Raw genomic sequence first — 17,278 nt, 5'->3', positions numbered from 1 at the left:
TTAGATGATTAATATTATTATTGAATTTATTTTAAATGTACCTTATAATAAATACAGCACTATATGTAGTGTATAAATAGTGGTTATACCACCATATATAGTGATTATTGTTTATTGTTACATACAAGGAGGTTAAGTTATATTGAATTCTATAAAAGATTTATTTAAAAGATATTATACAAAGGAGTTAGAAACAAACAGCGCTAAGACTGTTTTTGATTTATTTAGATGGAAAAAAGTTGATATATTTTTAAAAGACCATAAAACAGATAAAGTATTGGTTGATATGAAAGACTTAGAATTTCCCGAACACTATTCTCAAACCGCCTGCGACATTATAGCCTCTAAATACTTTAGAAGAGCTGGAATACCTAATGAGCTTGGTTATGAAGACAGTATGAAATCTGTAGCTGATAGAATGGTGAACTTTTGGCGTGAGGCTCTTAAAGATGAGGGAATTATCAAAACAGAAGAAGAGTCTTCTATTTTCTATGATGAATGTGTGTATGCTCTACTAAACCAAATGTATGCGCCTAATTCGCCCCAGTGGTTTAACACAGGCCTTTCTCTTTCTTACGGAATAAAAGGTGCTAAACAGGCAAATTATTACTATGATGAAAAAGAGGATAAAATAGTTGAAAGTCCTGATAACTATACTAGAACTCAAGCCTCTGCTTGCTTTATACTATCCATTGAGGATAAACTTTTAGGACCTCATTCTATATCTGACCAATATGTTACTGAAACAAAACTTTTTAAAGGTGGTTCAGGTACTGGAACGAATTTTTCTACAATAAGAGCTAGAGGTGAAAAACTTTCTGGTGGTGGTGTATCTTCTGGACTTATGAGTTTCCTTAAAGGCCTTGATAGAAATGCTGGTGCTATAAAGTCTGGTGGTACCACAAGAAGAGCCGCTAAAATGGTATGTCTTGATGTAGATCATCCTGAGATCATGGATTTTATAACATGGAAGGCAAAGGAAGAAAATAAAGTGAGAGCTCTTGGTAAAATGGGCTATGATATGGATATTGATGGTGAAGCTTACGAAACTGTTTCAGGACAAAACAGTAACAACTCAATAAGATTTTCAGACTATTTTATGAAAAAAGTTGATAACTTAGATAAGAATCCTGATGAAACTATAGAACTAAAAGGTAGAGTTGATTCCAGATTAAATAAAACAGCTAAAGTTTCTGACATATGGGAAGCTTTTAATTCGTCAGCTTGGAGTTGTGCTGACCCTGCACCTCAATTTGATGATACTTTTAATGCTTGGCATACGTGTCCTGCTGGAGAAGATGGAGTTTTCAATGCACCTTACAACAGAATTAACTCAACAAATCCCTGCGGTGAATATGCCTTTTTAGATGATTCCTCCTGTAATTTAGCTTCTATAAATGTTTATAAGTTTTATGACATTAACAGTGGCAAATTTGATGTTAATGGCTACCTTCATGTTGTAGGTCTTGTTCAACTTATATTAGAAGCCTCAATACACTGGGGCCAATTCCCTATAGAAGACATTGCAAGAAAAACCTATTTATTTAGAGCTACCGGTCTTGGTGTAGCAAATATAGCATCACTTTTCATGGTTATGGGATATCCTTATGACTCAGAGGAAGCTAGAGCCTTAGCATCAGCCTTAATAGGATCTCTTAGTGGTCATTCCTATTATGTGTCTTCTCTTATGGCTAAAGAAGTAGGCTCCTTTGAAAAGTTTGAAATAAATAAGCTTCATATGCTCAGAGTCATAAGAAATCATGCTAGAGCAGCTGGCGTTAAGCTAGGAGCTTTAAATAATTCAACTGAGAATTCCTACGCTGAAGAATTTGAAGGTTTAAACTATGAGCCTTTAAAAGTAGACCATGACCTATTAAAGAGAGAAGGTTTAAGTGATATAAGCAACAGTTTAAAGAATTCCTGGCTTAAAGCCTTCGAGTCTGGCTCCCATTATGGATATAGAAATGCTCAAGTTTCCGTTATAGCTCCAACGGGTACAATATCCTTTGCTATGGACTGTGCAGCTACATCTATAGAACCATTTTTTAGCCACATAGTTTATAAAAAACTTTCCGGTGGTGGTATGCTAACAATAATAAACCCAGTTATTACAGTAGCTCTAAAGAAACTTGGCTACACTAAAGATGAAATAGAAGATATTTTAAATTATGTTCTAGAAAAAGAAACAGTAACAGAAAACGGCTTTACCTATGAGAAAATTTTAGATGGCAAAATCGAAGGTGCTCCTCACCTTAAGGAAGAACATCTTCCTATATTTGATACTTCAAATCGCTGTGGAAGCGGTGAACGATATATATCTCCTATGGGGCACGTATTAATGGTTGCTTCTATAACACCGCTTATATCAGGAGCTATATCAAAAACTGTAAATCTGCCTAAAACAGCCACAGTTCAAGATTTTGAGAATGTAATACTAGCTTCCTGGAAGCTTGGAATAAAAGGAATCACCCTATATAGAGATTCCTCAAAGGCAGCTCAACCTTTAAATGTAACTTTATCAGATGCTAAGGATTCAAAACTTGAGAACTTAACATATAAACAACTTCTTGCAAAGGCTAAAGAGCTGCAAAAAGGTATAAAATATTCAAGACGGGATAAACCTATAGGAATTCGTCGTGGAACAACACATCCTGCACAAATAGATGATGTTAAAATATATACTACTGTTAATAGGGGGCAAAATGGAGAGATTTCTGAAATATATATAACAACGGATAGGGAAGGAACTATAATTACAGGTCTTCTTAATTCATTGTCAAAATCAATTTCTGTAATGCTTCAATATCATGTACCACCTCAAGATATAGCAAGAATGTTAAGAGGTCAAAAGTATGAACCTTACGGTTTTGTTCAAAAACATCCTTATATAAAGAATGTTTCTTCAATATCTGACCTAATAAGTAAGGTAATTGATATAGAACTTGGTGATTTTTCAAGATGTCAGGTTAAACCTGAGAATTATGGAGAGGACGCTGTAACTGTAACTACTGAAATTAAATCAGATTCTACAAATAATAGAGATACTAGTTTTAAAACACAAAAGGTAGATGGTGAGAGAGTTTATGGAGCTACCTGTCCTACCTGTTCAAGCAGCAGAATGGTAAGAAATGGAACCTGTATGGTTTGCTTGGATTGTGGGTCTACTACTGGTTGCAGTTAATATTTATTTATAACAAAAAGGGGCTGTTGTACTAAGAAATTAGTACAACAGCCCCTTTTTGTTTGTGCCATAGCATCCTTTTCATCTATATATCTAAAAGTTTAGAGGCATTAGTTTTTGTCATTACATCAATTTGTTCCTTGGTAATTCCTGACTCTAATAAAAAGTCAACTGTTGGTAACCATACAATCTTTGCCCCCATAGAGATTGCATTATTCACAGCTTCTACATTTAATCCGCCAACTGCATTGTTAAGTGCAATACCACCAAAAACTTTAATGCCATTAACCACTTGCTCTGCAATATATGCCCTATCCATGGTTGGTACAACATGAGATTTAATTATAATTGCTTTTGCACCAACAGCAGCAGCTTCTGATGCAATCTCTATGTCAGTAAATTTTCTAGGTCTGTTGTCCGGTGCTGTATGAATATGTGTATCAATGACATCCTTTAATAAATACTTATAGTCTTTTTGATCTTTCTCCATACTGTAATCCTCTTTCCATAATAAATCAAATGTTTCATAGTAAACCACTTACATAGTTTTTTATCTAGCTTTCACTAATAGTTAGTACTGCTAGTATGACTTGCATTTGCCTTTAGGCTAATGATACTATATAAAAAAACAATAGTCTAATACTTAAGTAGTAAAAACTATAACTCATAGTTTATGTCAAATAAGGGGAGGAACCTCATGGATTTAAAAAAACTGAACTACATTATAGCTGTAGCTGAAGAGGGAAATATTTCAAAAGCTGCTGAGAAGCTTTATGTATCTCAGCCAAGTTTAAGTAAATATATTATTACTATACAAGAAGAAGTTTTAATAAAGGCACAGGAGAAAGCTCGTAAAGATCAAATAAGAGAAGAAGATGTCTTGCAGAGTGTGGATGCTGTCAGAAAATATCTAAGCGACTTTCTTAAAAAATAAAAAGTATTCTTAGATCAACAACTTGGGGCCTTTGCAAGCAAAGGCTCCATAGAGTTATGCTCTAGCCAGCCCACGTTCTCTGGCTATGATTGTCACAGCACTAGCTACTGCATTGCACACATCTTTATTAAAAACACTTGGAACTATATAGTCTTCACTTAGTTCGTCATCTTTTATCAAATCTGCGATGCCTTTTGCAGCAGCAATACCCATTTCATCACATATATCTTTAGCTCTTACTTCTAGTACTCCCTTAAAGATCCCTGGAAAAACTAGCACATTGTTAATTTGATTTGGAAAATCTGATCTTCCCGTAGCTGTAACTCTAGCGCCACCAGCTTTTGCTTCATCAGGTGTGATTTCAGGTGTAGGATTTGCTAGCGCAAAGACTATACTGTCTTTATTCATCCTTGCTACATCTTCTTTCGTTAGTACATTACCATCTGACACACCTATAAAAACATCTTTATTTTTAATTACATCTTTAAGTTCGCCCTTTTCAAAACTTCTATTTGTTATCTTAGCTATTTTTTGCTGAGATTCATTTAGTGTTTTATCCCCTTCAATAAGAGCACCTCTTATGTCACATAATACTAAATGCCTTACTCCAGCAACTATTAATAGTTTTGCCGTTGCAATACCTGATGCACCAGCACCATTTATAACCACTTTGATTTCACTGATACTTTTATTTACTATTTTTAAAGCATTATATAAACCAGCCAAAACAGAAATAGCAGTTCCATGTTGATCATCATGATATATAGGTATATCTAACTTTTCTTTTAATTTCTCTTCAATGTAAAAGCACTCTGGAGCTTTTATATCCTCAAGATGTATACCGCCAAAGCCTGGTGCAATATTTTTTATAGTATTTATTATATCATCCGGATCAATAGAATCTATCCCTATAGGTATTGCGTCTATATTTGCAAATTTCTTGTGTAGAATTGCTTTCCCCTCAACTACAGGCAAACCAGCTTCTGGCCCTATATTTCCAAGTCCAAGCACTGCAGTTCCGTTTGTAATTACAGCTATAGACTTTCCTTTCATTGTGTACTTATAAACATCGTCCTTATTCTTAGCTATCTCTAAACAGGGTGCTGCTACACCAGGTGTATATGCTATAGATAAATCTTCTTCGTTTCTTAAAGGCATGGTTCCAAATACCTCTATTTTTCCTCTTCGCTCTTGGTGGATTCTTAATGATTCTTTTTTTACATCCAAAGTCATACTTTATTCGTTGAAATATTATATTTACTAATAATTTCAACTTCCTCCTTTATAATATTACTTACAGTATTATATATCCCAATATTCTGAACATTTGTTCATTATGAACTTATTAATAATTTATATAGCTATATTGAAGCAAGATCTTAATTCAGATGGGGGTTCTTTTATCCCATCTGAATTTTAGAGCTGCGAATGCATGGCTTACTTGGCGTTGAACTCCCACTAGAAAAAGTTGGAGACTTATGCCAAATTAGTCAGGTTGAAGTATTATCTCTATGCTTTAATTATAGTCTCCTTGTAAGTATAATTAAAATATATTGTTTATATAATATATATAGATATTATCTATATGAAAAAAATTAAATATGTTGTATCAGAATGTAATTATTCCCTTTTACCATTGAAGTAAGATCTTAATTCAGATGGGGATTCTTTTACTCCATCTGAATTTTAGAGCTGCGAATGTATGGTTTACTTGGCGTTGCACTCCCACTCAAACAGAGAACCAAAGCCTATGATTTGTGTGCTGTATAATTACAAAAAATAAAAAAAGCCAACATGGGGGAGCATGTGGCTTAAATAGGGGATATTTACTTAATGAAAAGCTGAAATTGTTAATAAAACTTAGTCTAACTTACTAGTTTTATTAATAAACTCTAACTTGCCTTCTATAAAATAATATCATTATCAATTTAAATAGTCAACATATTTTTATGGCAGATATTATTTTTCGACATTCATATTTACAAATAAGTGAGTAAAAATAGAAATAAGTTTCTGATTATTTAATCAGAAACTTATTAATTATAAAAATATCTACTTTTTATCTATTTTTTCCTTTACTCTATTTGGTTTAGCTTTTGGTTTTATTACAACATTATTTTTACTGTTAGCATTTCGTTTATTATTTAAGTTATATATAGATCCATTTCTTAAATCTACAAACCATAAGAAAAATACTATAAATACAGCTGATTGCACGTACTGCCACACTGTTCCATTTAAATTATAATTAAAATATGTAGCTATCATTGCCGGTACGAAAAATGATATTATAGCTAGTGATAGTATAATCCATTTATTTGGACGAAGTTTTGATAAGACACGAATTTTTAATTGATTATACACCACTAGAAAAATTACCACAAAAAATAAAACCTGAAAAATTACAGTTAACCACATTGGCATAATTGTCTTCCCCCTTTGAATCATGTATGTTACTTATATTATTATATACTTTTTCTTTTATATCAATACCTTTTTTAAATCATTTGCCAATATATGTTGATTTTAAATTTAATTTATTATAAAATAAAATTTACTTACTTCTTAAAAATTTTTGGTATAATATTATTAAATCGATATCTTCTACACTTATACCGAAAAAATATAATACAGCGTTAACGAGGAGTGATAAACATGAATTTAAAAGTTAATGGTTTAGATGACTTAGATCTTCAGATATTAGATATACTTATTAAAGATTCAAGAACCCCCTTTCTAGAAATAGCTAGACAATGTCATGTAAGCGGTGGAACTATCCACGTAAGAATGAAAAAAATGGAAGATATGGGTATAATAAAAGGAACTAAACTTATTATTGATATGCCCAAGTTAGGATATGATGTATGTTGTTTTATAGGTATTTATCTAGATAAGGCTAGTTGTTTTGATGATGTACTGGATCAGCTTAAAGCAATAAAAGAAATCGTTGAACTTCATTATACAACAGGAGAATACACAATCTTTATAAAGGTTATCTGCAGAAGTATCGGCGACCTTCAAAATTTACTTATGAGTAAAATTCAAGCTGTAACTGGAATTCAGAGGACAAATACCTTTGTTTCCCTTTTTCAACCTATTGATAGAAACATAGCTATCAACGTTTTAGACAAAGAAGAAGAAAAATAAAGTATACTATCTTTAATCTATTAAAGACGAATCTTCTATACATTATACATATATTTTAAAACAAGGAGTATTATTCCTTGTTTTTTTTTATTTTTACTTATAATTTTTTAAAATTTGCAAATAATATTTTTGTATAAAATAATAAAGGAGATGTGAATATGAGAACATTAGATGCTATTGCACTAATTTTAGTTGCTATAGGTGCTATAAACTGGGGACTAATTGGATTTTTTAGATTTGATCTAATCTCTACATTATTCGGTGTTAATTCGGCACTTACTAGAATAGTATTTGCTATTGTTGGAATTGCAGGTTTATATGCCCTTTCATTCCTTGGAAGAGACAGGGATAGAGACAGAGATACAAGAGAGGCTAAATAGTTATCCAACAAAATAAAAAGTGGAAAACTTATAAAAAAGTTTTCCACTTTTTATTTACAGTATATTTTTATGAATTACTTTAATTCTTTTTTAATTCCTCTGTCTAAAGTATTTTTATAATCTATAAATTCATATACATCTTCTGCAAATAATTCACTAAAGTTTTTTAATTCTCCTAAAGAAATATCCTCTATAGCTTTATCCTTTTCCTCACAATAAAGTACTATTTCCCCTATTACTTTATGAGCATCTCTAAAAGGCATACCTTTATTTACAAGATAATCTGCTGCTTCAGTAGCATTTAAAAAGCCTTTCTTTACAGCATTAAAAGTATTTTCCTTTTTAATTTTTAAAGTAGACAGCATGCCACTCATTACTTTTAAACAACTTAGTACAGTATCTAACGCATTAAAGAACTGTTCTTTATCTTCTTGCATATCCTTATTATAAGCAAGAGGAATACCTTTCATAGTTGTAAGCAGGGACATAAGTGCACCGTATACTCTTCCAGTTTTTCCTCTTATAAGTTCTGCCGCATCAGGATTTTTCTTTTGAGGCATAATACTGCTTCCTGTTGAGAATTCATCATCTATTTGAATGAAATCAAACTCTTTAGTACTCCATAAAATTAATTCCTCACTTAAACGACTTAAGTGCATCATCATTATTGAGAAACAGGATAATAGCTCTATAACATAATCTCTATCGCTAACCCCATCTAAAAAGTTATCTACAGGCTTTTTAAACCCTAACTCACTAGCTGTGAAAGCTCTATCAGTATTGTAGGTTGTTCCTGCTAATGCACAACATCCTAGTGGACTTTCATTCAATATTTCGATTGCATTTAATACTCTCTTCTTATCTCTATGAAGCATATTGTAGTAAGCCATTATATGATGTTTGAAAGTTACTACCTGTGCTCTTTGAAGATGAGTATATCCTGGCATTAGGCAATTATTTTCTTCACCAAGAGTTTTCATTACACTTTGAAGTGTTTCAATATTTTCTACCACCTCAAAAGCTTTTTTCTTAGCATAAAGTCTTAAGTCTACTGCAACTTGATCATTTCTACTTCTAGCTGTATGAAGCTTCTTTCCAACCTGACCTATTCTTTGTATCAAATTCGTTTCAACGAAACTATGAATATCTTCATAATCCCCTTCTATTAAAAGAGTTTCATTTTCTATATCTGAAAGTATGGAGTTTAATCCACCTTTTATAGCTTCACATTCTTCCTCTGTTAATATGCCACACTTAGTGAGCATTTTTACATGTGCAATACTTCCTTGTATATCTTCGTAGTATAGAGTTCTGTCAAAGCTTAGAGAACTATTAAAGTCCTCCATAAGCTTATTTTCAGCCTTTTTAAATCTTCCACCCCAAAGCTTCATGATTAAACTTCCTTCTTCTTTTCCATCATAGCTTTAATCTTTAATGGAAGACCAAATAGATTTATAAAACCTTCTGCATCTTTATGACTGTATGAACTTGCACCAAAGGAAGATATGTTTTCATCGTAAAGGGCATATGGTGTATCTATACCTGCTACCATTATATTACCTTTATATAGTTTTAATCTTACTGAACCAGTTACATTTTTCTGTGTAGAATCTACAAAAGCATCTAATGCTTCTTTTAATGGTGTAAACCATAGTCCATCATATACTAGTTCACCATATTTTTGAGCAATTAAACTCTTATAATGGAATGTATTCTTATCAAGAGTTAATCTTTCAAGTTCTTTATGTGCTTCATAAAGAATTGTTCCACCTGGAGTTTCATAAACTCCTCTTGATTTCATTCCTACTAATCTATTTTCTGTTATATCAATTATTCCTATGCCGTTCTCTCCACCAATTTTATTTAGTGTTTCTATTAAAGCTACTGGAGCTATATCTTCTCCATTTAACTTCTTAGGAATTCCTTGTTCAAAGTACACTTCTACATAAGTAACTTCATCCTTTGCCTTCTCAGGAGGAGTTGTCATAAGATACATTTCTTGATTATGCTCATTTTGTGGTTTTTCAAGTTCTCCACCTTCATGACTTAAGTGCCATAAATTTTGATCTCTTGAATATATCTTTGCCTTAGTTACAGGTATATCTACTCCCTTAGCTTTGGCATAATCTATAGCATCTTCTCTTGATTGAATATCCCATATTCTCCAAGGTGCAATTACCTTTATTGTAGGATCAAAAGCTGCTATACCAAGCTCAAAACGTACTTGGTCATTTCCTTTTCCTGTAGCTCCATGACATATATATTTTGCTCCTTCAGCATGTGCTATTTCCACTAATTTTTTTGCAATTAATGGTCTTGCAAAGGAAGTTCCTAGCATATATTTGTCTTCATATAAAGCATTTGCCTTTATACCCTTGAATATATAGTCTGTTACAAATTCTTCTTTTACATCTTCAACGTATATTTTAGAAGCCCCAGTTCTTATAGCCTTTGCTTTTACTTCTTCCATATCGTCTTCTTGACCTACATTTACACAAACTGCGATAACTTCAAGATCATAGTTTTCCTTTAACCATGGAATTATTATGGATGTATCTAATCCTCCTGAATATGCTAAAACAACTTTATCTTTCATAATTAATTTCCCCCTACTCTCTCATTTATAGTTTATACAAATATAATTAGCTTTAAAGTCAAATTTTATCCGATGACTATCCGCTCTAATATTCCCATCCTCTTCAAGGCGGGAATAAAGAGCGGCTACGTCCCTGGATTCGTTCAACTAAGAATCAGGTGGGGGTTAAATGCCTAAATGGCATTTAACGGGCAAAGCCCCGGGTCGTAGACGAAACCCCATCTGACTCAAGTTTCACTTCATGAAAAATATTTATTAAAAATATTTCCGCTAGTAAACTTATCAGCAGATACATTCAAATAAATATTTTGAATATCTAAATCTTTAAGTCTTTAAATTTATTATAATTATACATTTATTATCATAATTATGCAATACTTTTTCACTACTTTTTATGTTTTTCTATATTTACATTGCATAAAAATACTTAAATTAGTATTTTTATTTATTTATAGAAGAAGAATTGAGAATGTATAGAAAATCTTCTTCATTCTCAATTCCTCATTATTCAATGCCTCTATATTTATCCATTATTAGTCTGAATAATTCTGCAGTTGTCGGTGGTGTATATGTTATAGCGTTAGCACCCGCTAATATTGTCTCATTTATACTTTCTTTTGTTTTGCCCCCAGTAGCCATTATAGGGAAATTAGGATGCTTCTGTCTTATACTTCTTACTATTTCAGCAGTTTTTTTCCCTGCAGAAACATTTAGTATTGTTGCTCCTGCTTGTATTCTTCTATCTATATCTTCATCCTCTGATACAACAGTAACCACAATAGGTATATCTATAGTATCTCTTACCGCTTCAATAATTTCATTAGATGTTGGACTATTTACAACTACAGCCATAGCACCTTTAAATTCCGCATCAAGTGCCAAGTTAACAACTCTTTTACCCATAGTAAGTCCACCACCAACACCACAGAAAACCGGAACATCTGAAGCTGCTACGAGAGCTTCTGTTATTACTGGCTGTGGAGTAAATGGATATACTGCCATAATTGCATCTGCATTGGTATTTTTTATAACTGCAATATCAGTGGTAAATACAAATGATTTTAATCTCTTTCCAAATATTTTTATACCACTAGCATCTCTTATTCCATCAGGGACCACTATTATCTTATCTCTAAGGCTTCCCTTTATTTCAGGTACAAATTTATTTGATTTTTCATTTGCTTTAATCTCTTCATTTACCTTTTCGCTCATTTTAACCTCCATTAGACTTACTTATTATATTATTTTATCCTAAATATTAAAAATATTCCACAGTAAAATTTATTTACCTGTGGAATATTCATTACTATATTTGTGTAAAAATTTCTTCAGCAATTTTTACAGACTCTCTTGCATCTCTCGCATAGAAGTCTGCACCTATCATTTCTGCATAGCTTTCATTTAAAACCGCTCCACCTACAAAAACCTTACAATCTAAGTTATTTTCTCTTAAAGCTTCTATTGTCTTTTTCATATTTGTTACAGTAGTAGTCATAAGAGCACTTAATCCTACAAGCTTAATATTATTTTCTTTTACTGTTTCTACTACTTTTTCGATAGGAACATCTTTTCCTAAATCTATAACATCAAAGCCGTAATTTTCTAAGAGCACCTTTACAATATTCTTGCCAATATCGTGTATATCACCCTTAACAGTTGCAAGGACTATTCTACCCTTTTCTATATTTTTTTCTCCTTTTGAAGAAATACTTTTCTTTATCACTTCAAAGGATTTCTTAACAGTTTCCGCTGATTGTATAAGCTGAGGTAAAAATATTTCTTCAGCTTCATATTCATCTCCAACAGTATCTAGCGCTGGAATTACATATGAATTTACTACTTCCATAGGCTCTGTTGTTTTTAAAAGCTCTTCCGTTGCCTGAATTGCCTCTTCTTCCATTCCATCAATTATTATTTGCTTTAAGTCCTTTTTCTTTGTACTATCTTCCTTGGAGATGTTTTTTTCTGCCTTACCTTCTCCTTTTTCAGAACTCTTTACACCATATTTATTTATGTAGTCTTTACCGTCTTTATCTACATTTGAAAGAACTTCAAAGGCATATATAATCTCTTTCATTCCTTCATCTGCAGGATTCATAATAGGAAGATCAAGTCCAGCCTGAAGTGCCATAGCAAGGAAAGTTTTATTTAATATTCCTCTTTGAGGCATACCAAAGGATATATTACTTACACCAAGCACAGTTCTAACTCCCAATTTTTCCTTTATAATTTTTATAGCCTTCACAGTTTCTAAAACTTCTTTTTGCTGTGCTGATACTGTTAACGCAAGACAATCTATAATTATATCTTTTTTATCTATTCCATATTTTCTTGCTGTATCTATTATCTTTTCTGCTATTTTTACTCTACCTTCACAAGTGCTTGGAATTCCATCCTCATCAATAGTAAGAGCTATTACACAGCCCCCATATTTCTTTACTATAGGAAATATCTTTTTCATATTTTCTTCTTTTCCATTTACAGAGTTTATCATAGGTTTTCCATTATAAACTCTAGCTCCTGCCTCTAACACCTCCGGATTTGGACTATCTATGTCTATAGGGAGCTGAACAACCTTCTGCACTGTCTTTATAGCCTTAATCATCATTTCTTCTTCATTAATCTCAGGAAGTCCTACATTTAAGTCTATTATAGAAGCTCCTTCTTCTTTTTGTTTAACAGCTTGTGTTTTAATATAATTTACGCTGTTTTCTTTTAACTCTTCTCTGTACTTTGGCTTACCAGTAGGGTTAATTCTCTCCCCTATAATATTTACTTTCTCCCCTAAAATTACAGTCTCTGTAGAAGAACAAACTGCTGCATATTTCTTAGCTTCTATTTCTAAAGGAGTTAGATCAGCTAAAACTTCTTTAACTTCCCTTATAAAATCTGGATTTGTGCCACAACATCCACCAAAGATTGTTCCTCCTTTTTCAGCCATAATTTTTATAAACTTTGAGAAATCTTCTTTAGTTATATCATAAACTGTTTTTTCACCATCATATCTTGGAAGTCCCGCATTAGGCTGCACCATTACTGGAATGGATGCATATTTAAGAATCTCCTCCACTATAGGCAAAAGTTCTTTTGGTCCCAGTGAACAGTTAATTCCAAGAGCATCTACTCCAAGTCCCTCTAATACAAACACCATAGTTTTAGGATCTGTACCCATTAAAGTTCTGCCATTCTGCTGGAAGGTCATAGTACAAAATACTGGTAGAGAGCTATTTTCTTTAGCCGCAAGTATTGCTGCTTTAGCTTCATATAAATCTGTCATAGTCTCTATTAGGATCAAATCTGCTCCTGCTTTTTCCCCTATTATAACTTGTTTTTTAAACAGTTCATAAGCAGCTTCAAAACTTAATGTACCTGTTGGCTCCATAACCTGACCTGTTGGTCCTAAATCTAATGCTACAAATTTATCTCCTGCAGCTTCTTTTGCTATCTTAACACCTGCTGTAATTACTTCTTCTACAGAATATTTTGAACTACTATATTTTAGTTCATTTGCTCCAAAAGTGTTTGTAGTTACTACATCTGCACCTGCCTCTATATACTGCTGGTGTATTTTCTTAATAATATCTGGATTAGTTATATTTAAGGTTTCAGGTAATTCTCCTACCTGAAGACCCTCCTTCTGAAGCATTGTTCCCATAGCTCCATCGAAAAATAAAAATTTATTATCAAATATCTCTTTAACTGACATATGCACCGACCTTTCCTTATTCAAAGTTTTTCATGTGATTATTAACTCTTTATACTAATAAATCCTTATCACATTCTTTAATAAAATATTGTTTATATAGACAAACAATTGAGAACTTAGGCTTATTCTCGGTATTTCTATGGGTGTCTCTGAAAGCACATTTAACTGTTTTATGTTAGCTCTTGCCGAAGCTATCTTAGAAAATTAAATAAATTAAATATTGTCTGAGCGTTAGCGAGTTTATTTGATTTATTTAATTTTCTTAGGTAGCAAGGCTTAGAGATAACTTAAAATAGTTAACCGTGCCGAAGAGATATCCATAGAAATATTAGAGAATAGGCCTAAGTTCGGGCTTGCTTATCTATATCCTATGAATTTATCGCTTTACGAATTTCCTTTATATTTTTCATAATTCTCTTTGCTACAGCAGACTTATTCATTGCATATATATGCACTCCATCTACTCCGTTAACTATCAAATCTGATATCTGCTCTGTTGAATAAGCAATAACCGCATCTACCAAAGCTTCCGGTGAATTTTCATATTTATCTATAATATTTTTCAACTTTTGAGGAATAAATGCTCCTGAAAGCACCCCAATACGTTCTATTATGTTTCTATTCACTACTGGCATAATCCCTGTAATAACTGGAACATTGATATTATGTTTATATAGTTTTTCCTTGAACTCGTAGAATTTATTATTGTCAAAGAAAAGCTGAGTAATTAAAACCTCTGCACCACAGTCTACTTTTTCCTTAAGATGTCTTATATCATCTTCTAAACTACTACACTCAGTATGCCCTTCAGGATAAGCAGCTGCAGATATACTAAATTTTTTTCTTTCTGAAATCTCCCCAATTAAGTCCTTGGCATACTTGTAATTTAGATTATCACTTATTTTAAATCCATCAGGTATATCACCTCTTAGCGCAAGTATATTCTCAATACCGTTATCCTTTAACTCACTCAAAATATTGTTAATCTCTTCTTTTGTAGAAGTTGCACAAGTTAGATGGGCTACAGCCTCTATACCATACTTATTTTTTATTGTGGAAGCTATTTCTATTGTTCTACCTTTGCTACTGCCACCAGCCCCATATGTAACACTAATAAAATCTGGATTTAATTCCGCTAGTTCTCCTATGGTTTTATATACCCCATCTAATGGCATGTCATTTTTAGGTGGAAATACTTCAAAAGAGATGGATAACTTTTTACTTGAAATTATATCTTTTATAAACATGTGTATACCTCCATTATTTATCTTTAGTGTAAAAAAAGCTACTTTTCAATAAGAAAAGCAGCTCTAAAGATTCATTTTATATTCTTAGGCTATTTTCCTCATCTATCAGAATAAATTGTATTCTGCAGGAATTGACACCGATACATTCAAACGAAAATGCCGGTTGTCGGGCTTCACAGGGCCAGTCCCTCCACCACTCATGATAAGAAAATTCTATTAAATTTAAATTTAATTCTAATAATAATACTTTTCTATATCCTTGTCAATGAATTTCTTTCATTTCTCGTTTATATTATAATTTTTTACCACAATATGCCTAATCCTATAATTCATATCGATTAAGTTGATTAAATTTTTAAAAAATTTTCCTTTGTTTAATCTAGGTATATCAAGGGTTCTATGCAAGTTTAATAAAAAAGTCATTCAAAAAAAAATTTTTATCTGTTGACATTCTATGCTAGTATCTGCTATCATAATCTCAATCGAATACGGAACTTCTTATCCAGAGAGGCTGAGGGACTGGCCCTATGACGCCCGGCAACCTAAATATACCCATTTGTATATTTAACGGTGCTAATTCCAGCAGGTGAAAACCTGACAGATGAGAAGCATGAAGATTATTATCTTCTTGTGTCTCATACACAAGAAGATTTTTTGTTTTAATTAGAATAATACACATGCTAGATCTTCACAATATTTATAGAAAAGTTATAAACCCAGAAGTTCCTAAACCCTTAAAATACTTTAAAATCGCAAAAATTAGGAGGAATTTAAAATGACAAAACAATTAGGATTTGATACTATTCAAGTACACGGAGGACAGGAGGTAGACGCAGCTACAAAATCAAGAGCATTACCAATATATCAAACAACTTCTTACGTTTTTGATGATGCCCAAGATGCTGCTGATCTATTTGGTTTAAAGAAATTCGGAAATATATATACACGTTTAACAAACCCAACAAACGCAGCTTTTGAAACTAGAGTTGCTTTACTTGAAGGTGGAGCTGCTGGTGTAGCTACTGCTTCAGGAATGGCTGCAATTACTTATTCAATATTAAATATAGCTGGCGCTGGAGATGAAATAGTTGCTGCTGCAACACTTTATGGCGGTACTTATTCTTTATTTGTACACACTTTAAAGAATTTTGGAATTAAAGTTAACCTTGTAACTAATCCTGATGATATTGAAGAATTCGAAAAAGCTATAACTGAAAAGACAAAAGCTGTTTATATAGAAAGTATAGGAAACCCTGGAATTAACATAATCGATATCCAAGCAGTTGCTGATGTTGCTCATAAAAATGGTGTTCCTCTAATTGTTGACAACACTTTTGCATCACCATACCTTTTAAAACCAATCGAATTTGGTGCTGACATAGTAGTACACTCTGCAACTAAATTCATTGGTGGACATGGTACATCAATCGGTGGAGTAATAGTTGATTCAGGTAAGTTTGACTGGAATAACGGAAAATTCCCTGGCCTAACAGAACCAGATGAAAGCTACCACGGACTTAAGTATACTGAATCATTCGGAAACCTAGCATACATACTAAAGGTTAGAACAGCTCTTTTAAGAGACTTAGGAGCAGCTATATCTCCATTTAACTCCTTCATTCTAACACTTGGACTTGAAACTCTATCATTAAGAGTTCAAAAACACGTAGACAATGCTAAAAAAGTAGCTGAATTCTTAAGCAATCATCCTAAAGTTGAGTGGGTAAACTATCCTGGATTAGAAGGAAACAAATACTATGACTTAGCTAAAAAATATCTTCCAAAAGGACCTGGTTCAATATTCACTTTCGGAGTAAAAGGTGGAGCTGAAGCTGGTAAAAACTTAATAAGTAAAGTAGAGATCTTCTCACATCTTGCTAACGTTGGAGACGCTAAATCCTTAATAATACACCCTGCTTCTACAACTCACTCTCAGCTTGATGAAGAACAATTAGTTCAAGCAGGAGTTAGACCTGAGCTTATAAGAATCTCTGTAGGTATTGAAGATGCTGATGACCTAATTGCAGACCTTTCTACTGCATTAGATCAAATTTAGATAATTCCTATGTTAAATTGATTTACTTCAA

At 32.5% G+C, this 17,278-nt stretch carries 13 protein-coding genes and 2 riboswitches; of the genes, 5 read left to right on the top strand and 8 right to left on the bottom strand.

The genetic code is table 11. The features are described from left to right. Nucleotides 1-142: 142 nt before the first annotated feature. A complete protein-coding gene (locus CLMAG_RS22975) occupies nt 143-3,181 on the top strand; it encodes a vitamin B12-dependent ribonucleotide reductase (RefSeq protein WP_066628092.1) in 3,039 nt (1,012 codons plus the stop codon). A gap of 85 nt (nt 3,182-3,266) precedes the next feature. Here CLMAG_RS22975 and CLMAG_RS22970 read toward each other — a convergent pair whose 3' ends face one another. Then, nucleotides 3,267-3,671 carry a DUF6282 family protein gene (locus CLMAG_RS22970; RefSeq protein ID WP_066628089.1) on the bottom strand — a complete coding sequence of 135 codons (405 nt, stop codon included), beginning with the start codon at nt 3,669-3,671 and terminating at the stop codon, nt 3,267-3,269. 207 nt (nt 3,672-3,878) lie between these two features. Here CLMAG_RS22970 and CLMAG_RS22965 point away from each other — a divergent pair, with 207 nt between their 5' ends. After that, entirely contained in the window at nt 3,879-4,115 is a 237-nt protein-coding gene (locus CLMAG_RS22965; RefSeq protein ID WP_066628086.1) for a LysR family transcriptional regulator, read from the top strand. Nucleotides 4,116-4,169: 54 nt separating this feature from the next. Here CLMAG_RS22965 and CLMAG_RS22960 read toward each other — a convergent pair whose 3' ends face one another. Further along, on the bottom strand, nt 4,170-5,348 hold the full coding sequence (locus tag CLMAG_RS22960; protein ID WP_073393349.1) for an NAD(P)-dependent malic enzyme: 1,179 nt from the start codon (nt 5,346-5,348) through the stop codon (nt 4,170-4,172). An 819-nt stretch (nt 5,349-6,167) separates the two neighbouring features. After that, a complete protein-coding gene (locus tag CLMAG_RS22955; protein WP_066628084.1) occupies nt 6,168-6,539 on the bottom strand; it encodes a hypothetical protein in 372 nt (123 codons plus the stop codon). A gap of 231 nt (nt 6,540-6,770) precedes the next feature. Here CLMAG_RS22955 and CLMAG_RS22950 point away from each other — a divergent pair, with 231 nt between their 5' ends. Both CLMAG_RS22950 and CLMAG_RS22945 read left to right on the top strand, forming a co-directional pair. Next, nucleotides 6,771-7,262: an Lrp/AsnC ligand binding domain-containing protein gene (locus tag CLMAG_RS22950; RefSeq protein ID WP_066628082.1), complete on the top strand. Its 492-nt coding sequence runs from the start codon at nt 6,771-6,773 to the stop codon at nt 7,260-7,262. Nucleotides 7,263-7,420: 158 nt separating this feature from the next. After that, entirely contained in the window at nt 7,421-7,642 is a 222-nt protein-coding gene (locus CLMAG_RS22945) for a DUF378 domain-containing protein (RefSeq protein ID WP_066628080.1), read from the top strand. Nucleotides 7,643-7,716: 74 nt separating this feature from the next. Here CLMAG_RS22945 and argH read toward each other — a convergent pair whose 3' ends face one another. The 5 genes from argH to metF form a co-directional block, all read right to left on the bottom strand. Next, complete coding sequence (gene argH / locus CLMAG_RS22940) at nt 7,717-9,033, bottom strand: argininosuccinate lyase (protein ID WP_066628079.1); 1,317 nt, start codon at nt 9,031-9,033, stop codon at nt 7,717-7,719. 2 nt (nt 9,034-9,035) lie between these two features. Beyond that, the gene (locus tag CLMAG_RS22935) at nt 9,036-10,238 is read right to left on the bottom strand and encodes an argininosuccinate synthase (protein ID WP_066628077.1); all 1,203 of its coding nucleotides are present in this window, start codon (nt 10,236-10,238) and stop codon (nt 9,036-9,038) included. A gap of 504 nt (nt 10,239-10,742) precedes the next feature. Continuing rightward, nucleotides 10,743-11,450 (bottom strand): beta/alpha barrel domain-containing protein, encoded by a 708-nt coding sequence (locus CLMAG_RS22930; RefSeq protein ID WP_066628075.1) that lies wholly within the window; start codon nt 11,448-11,450, stop codon nt 10,743-10,745. A 94-nt stretch (nt 11,451-11,544) separates the two neighbouring features. Further along, on the bottom strand, nt 11,545-13,944 hold the full coding sequence (locus CLMAG_RS22925) for a homocysteine S-methyltransferase family protein (RefSeq protein ID WP_066628073.1): 2,400 nt from the start codon (nt 13,942-13,944) through the stop codon (nt 11,545-11,547). A gap of 368 nt (nt 13,945-14,312) precedes the next feature. Further along, nucleotides 14,313-15,191, bottom strand: a complete 879-nt coding sequence (metF, locus tag CLMAG_RS22920) for a methylenetetrahydrofolate reductase [NAD(P)H] (RefSeq protein ID WP_066628071.1) — start codon at nt 15,189-15,191, stop codon at nt 14,313-14,315. 95 nt (nt 15,192-15,286) lie between these two features. After that, nucleotides 15,287-15,400: riboswitch (SAM riboswitch) on the bottom strand. A gap of 286 nt (nt 15,401-15,686) precedes the next feature. After that, nucleotides 15,687-15,799: riboswitch (SAM riboswitch) on the top strand. Between the two features lie 167 nt (nt 15,800-15,966). Here metF and CLMAG_RS22915 point away from each other — a divergent pair. After that, the gene (locus CLMAG_RS22915; protein ID WP_066628069.1) at nt 15,967-17,247 is read left to right on the top strand and encodes an O-acetylhomoserine aminocarboxypropyltransferase/cysteine synthase family protein; all 1,281 of its coding nucleotides are present in this window, start codon (nt 15,967-15,969) and stop codon (nt 17,245-17,247) included. Nucleotides 17,248-17,278: the final 31 nt, after the last annotated feature.

It is taken from the genome of Clostridium magnum DSM 2767, from assembly GCF_001623875.1.
Classification (GTDB): domain Bacteria; phylum Bacillota; class Clostridia; order Clostridiales; family Clostridiaceae; genus Clostridium_AM; species Clostridium_AM magnum.
Note: the sequence above shows the minus strand (reverse complement) of the source record. Positions and strands in the feature narration are given on the sequence as shown.

Bases quoted from the DNA above. Each gene is read 5' to 3' on its own strand.
- CLMAG_RS22970 (WP_066628089.1), bottom strand. From the start codon at position 3,671: ATGGAGAAAGATCAAAAAGACTATAAGTATTTATTAAAGGATGTCATT.
- CLMAG_RS22965 (WP_066628086.1), top strand. From the start codon at position 3,879: ATGGATTTAAAAAAACTGAACTACATTATAGCTGTAGCTGAAGAGGGA.
- CLMAG_RS22960 (WP_073393349.1), bottom strand. From the start codon at position 5,348: ATGACTTTGGATGTAAAAAAAGAATCATTAAGAATCCACCAAGAGCGA.
- CLMAG_RS22955 (WP_066628084.1), bottom strand. From the start codon at position 6,539: ATGCCAATGTGGTTAACTGTAATTTTTCAGGTTTTATTTTTTGTGGTA.
- CLMAG_RS22950 (WP_066628082.1), top strand. From the start codon at position 6,771: ATGAATTTAAAAGTTAATGGTTTAGATGACTTAGATCTTCAGATATTA.
- CLMAG_RS22945 (WP_066628080.1), top strand. From the start codon at position 7,421: ATGAGAACATTAGATGCTATTGCACTAATTTTAGTTGCTATAGGTGCT.
- argH (WP_066628079.1), bottom strand. From the start codon at position 9,033: ATGAAGCTTTGGGGTGGAAGATTTAAAAAGGCTGAAAATAAGCTTATG.
- CLMAG_RS22935 (WP_066628077.1), bottom strand. From the start codon at position 10,238: ATGAAAGATAAAGTTGTTTTAGCATATTCAGGAGGATTAGATACATCC.
- CLMAG_RS22930 (WP_066628075.1), bottom strand. From the start codon at position 11,450: ATGAGCGAAAAGGTAAATGAAGAGATTAAAGCAAATGAAAAATCAAAT.
- CLMAG_RS22925 (WP_066628073.1), bottom strand. From the start codon at position 13,944: ATGTCAGTTAAAGAGATATTTGATAATAAATTTTTATTTTTCGATGGA.
- metF (WP_066628071.1), bottom strand. From the start codon at position 15,191: ATGTTTATAAAAGATATAATTTCAAGTAAAAAGTTATCCATCTCTTTT.
- CLMAG_RS22915 (WP_066628069.1), top strand. From the start codon at position 15,967: ATGACAAAACAATTAGGATTTGATACTATTCAAGTACACGGAGGACAG.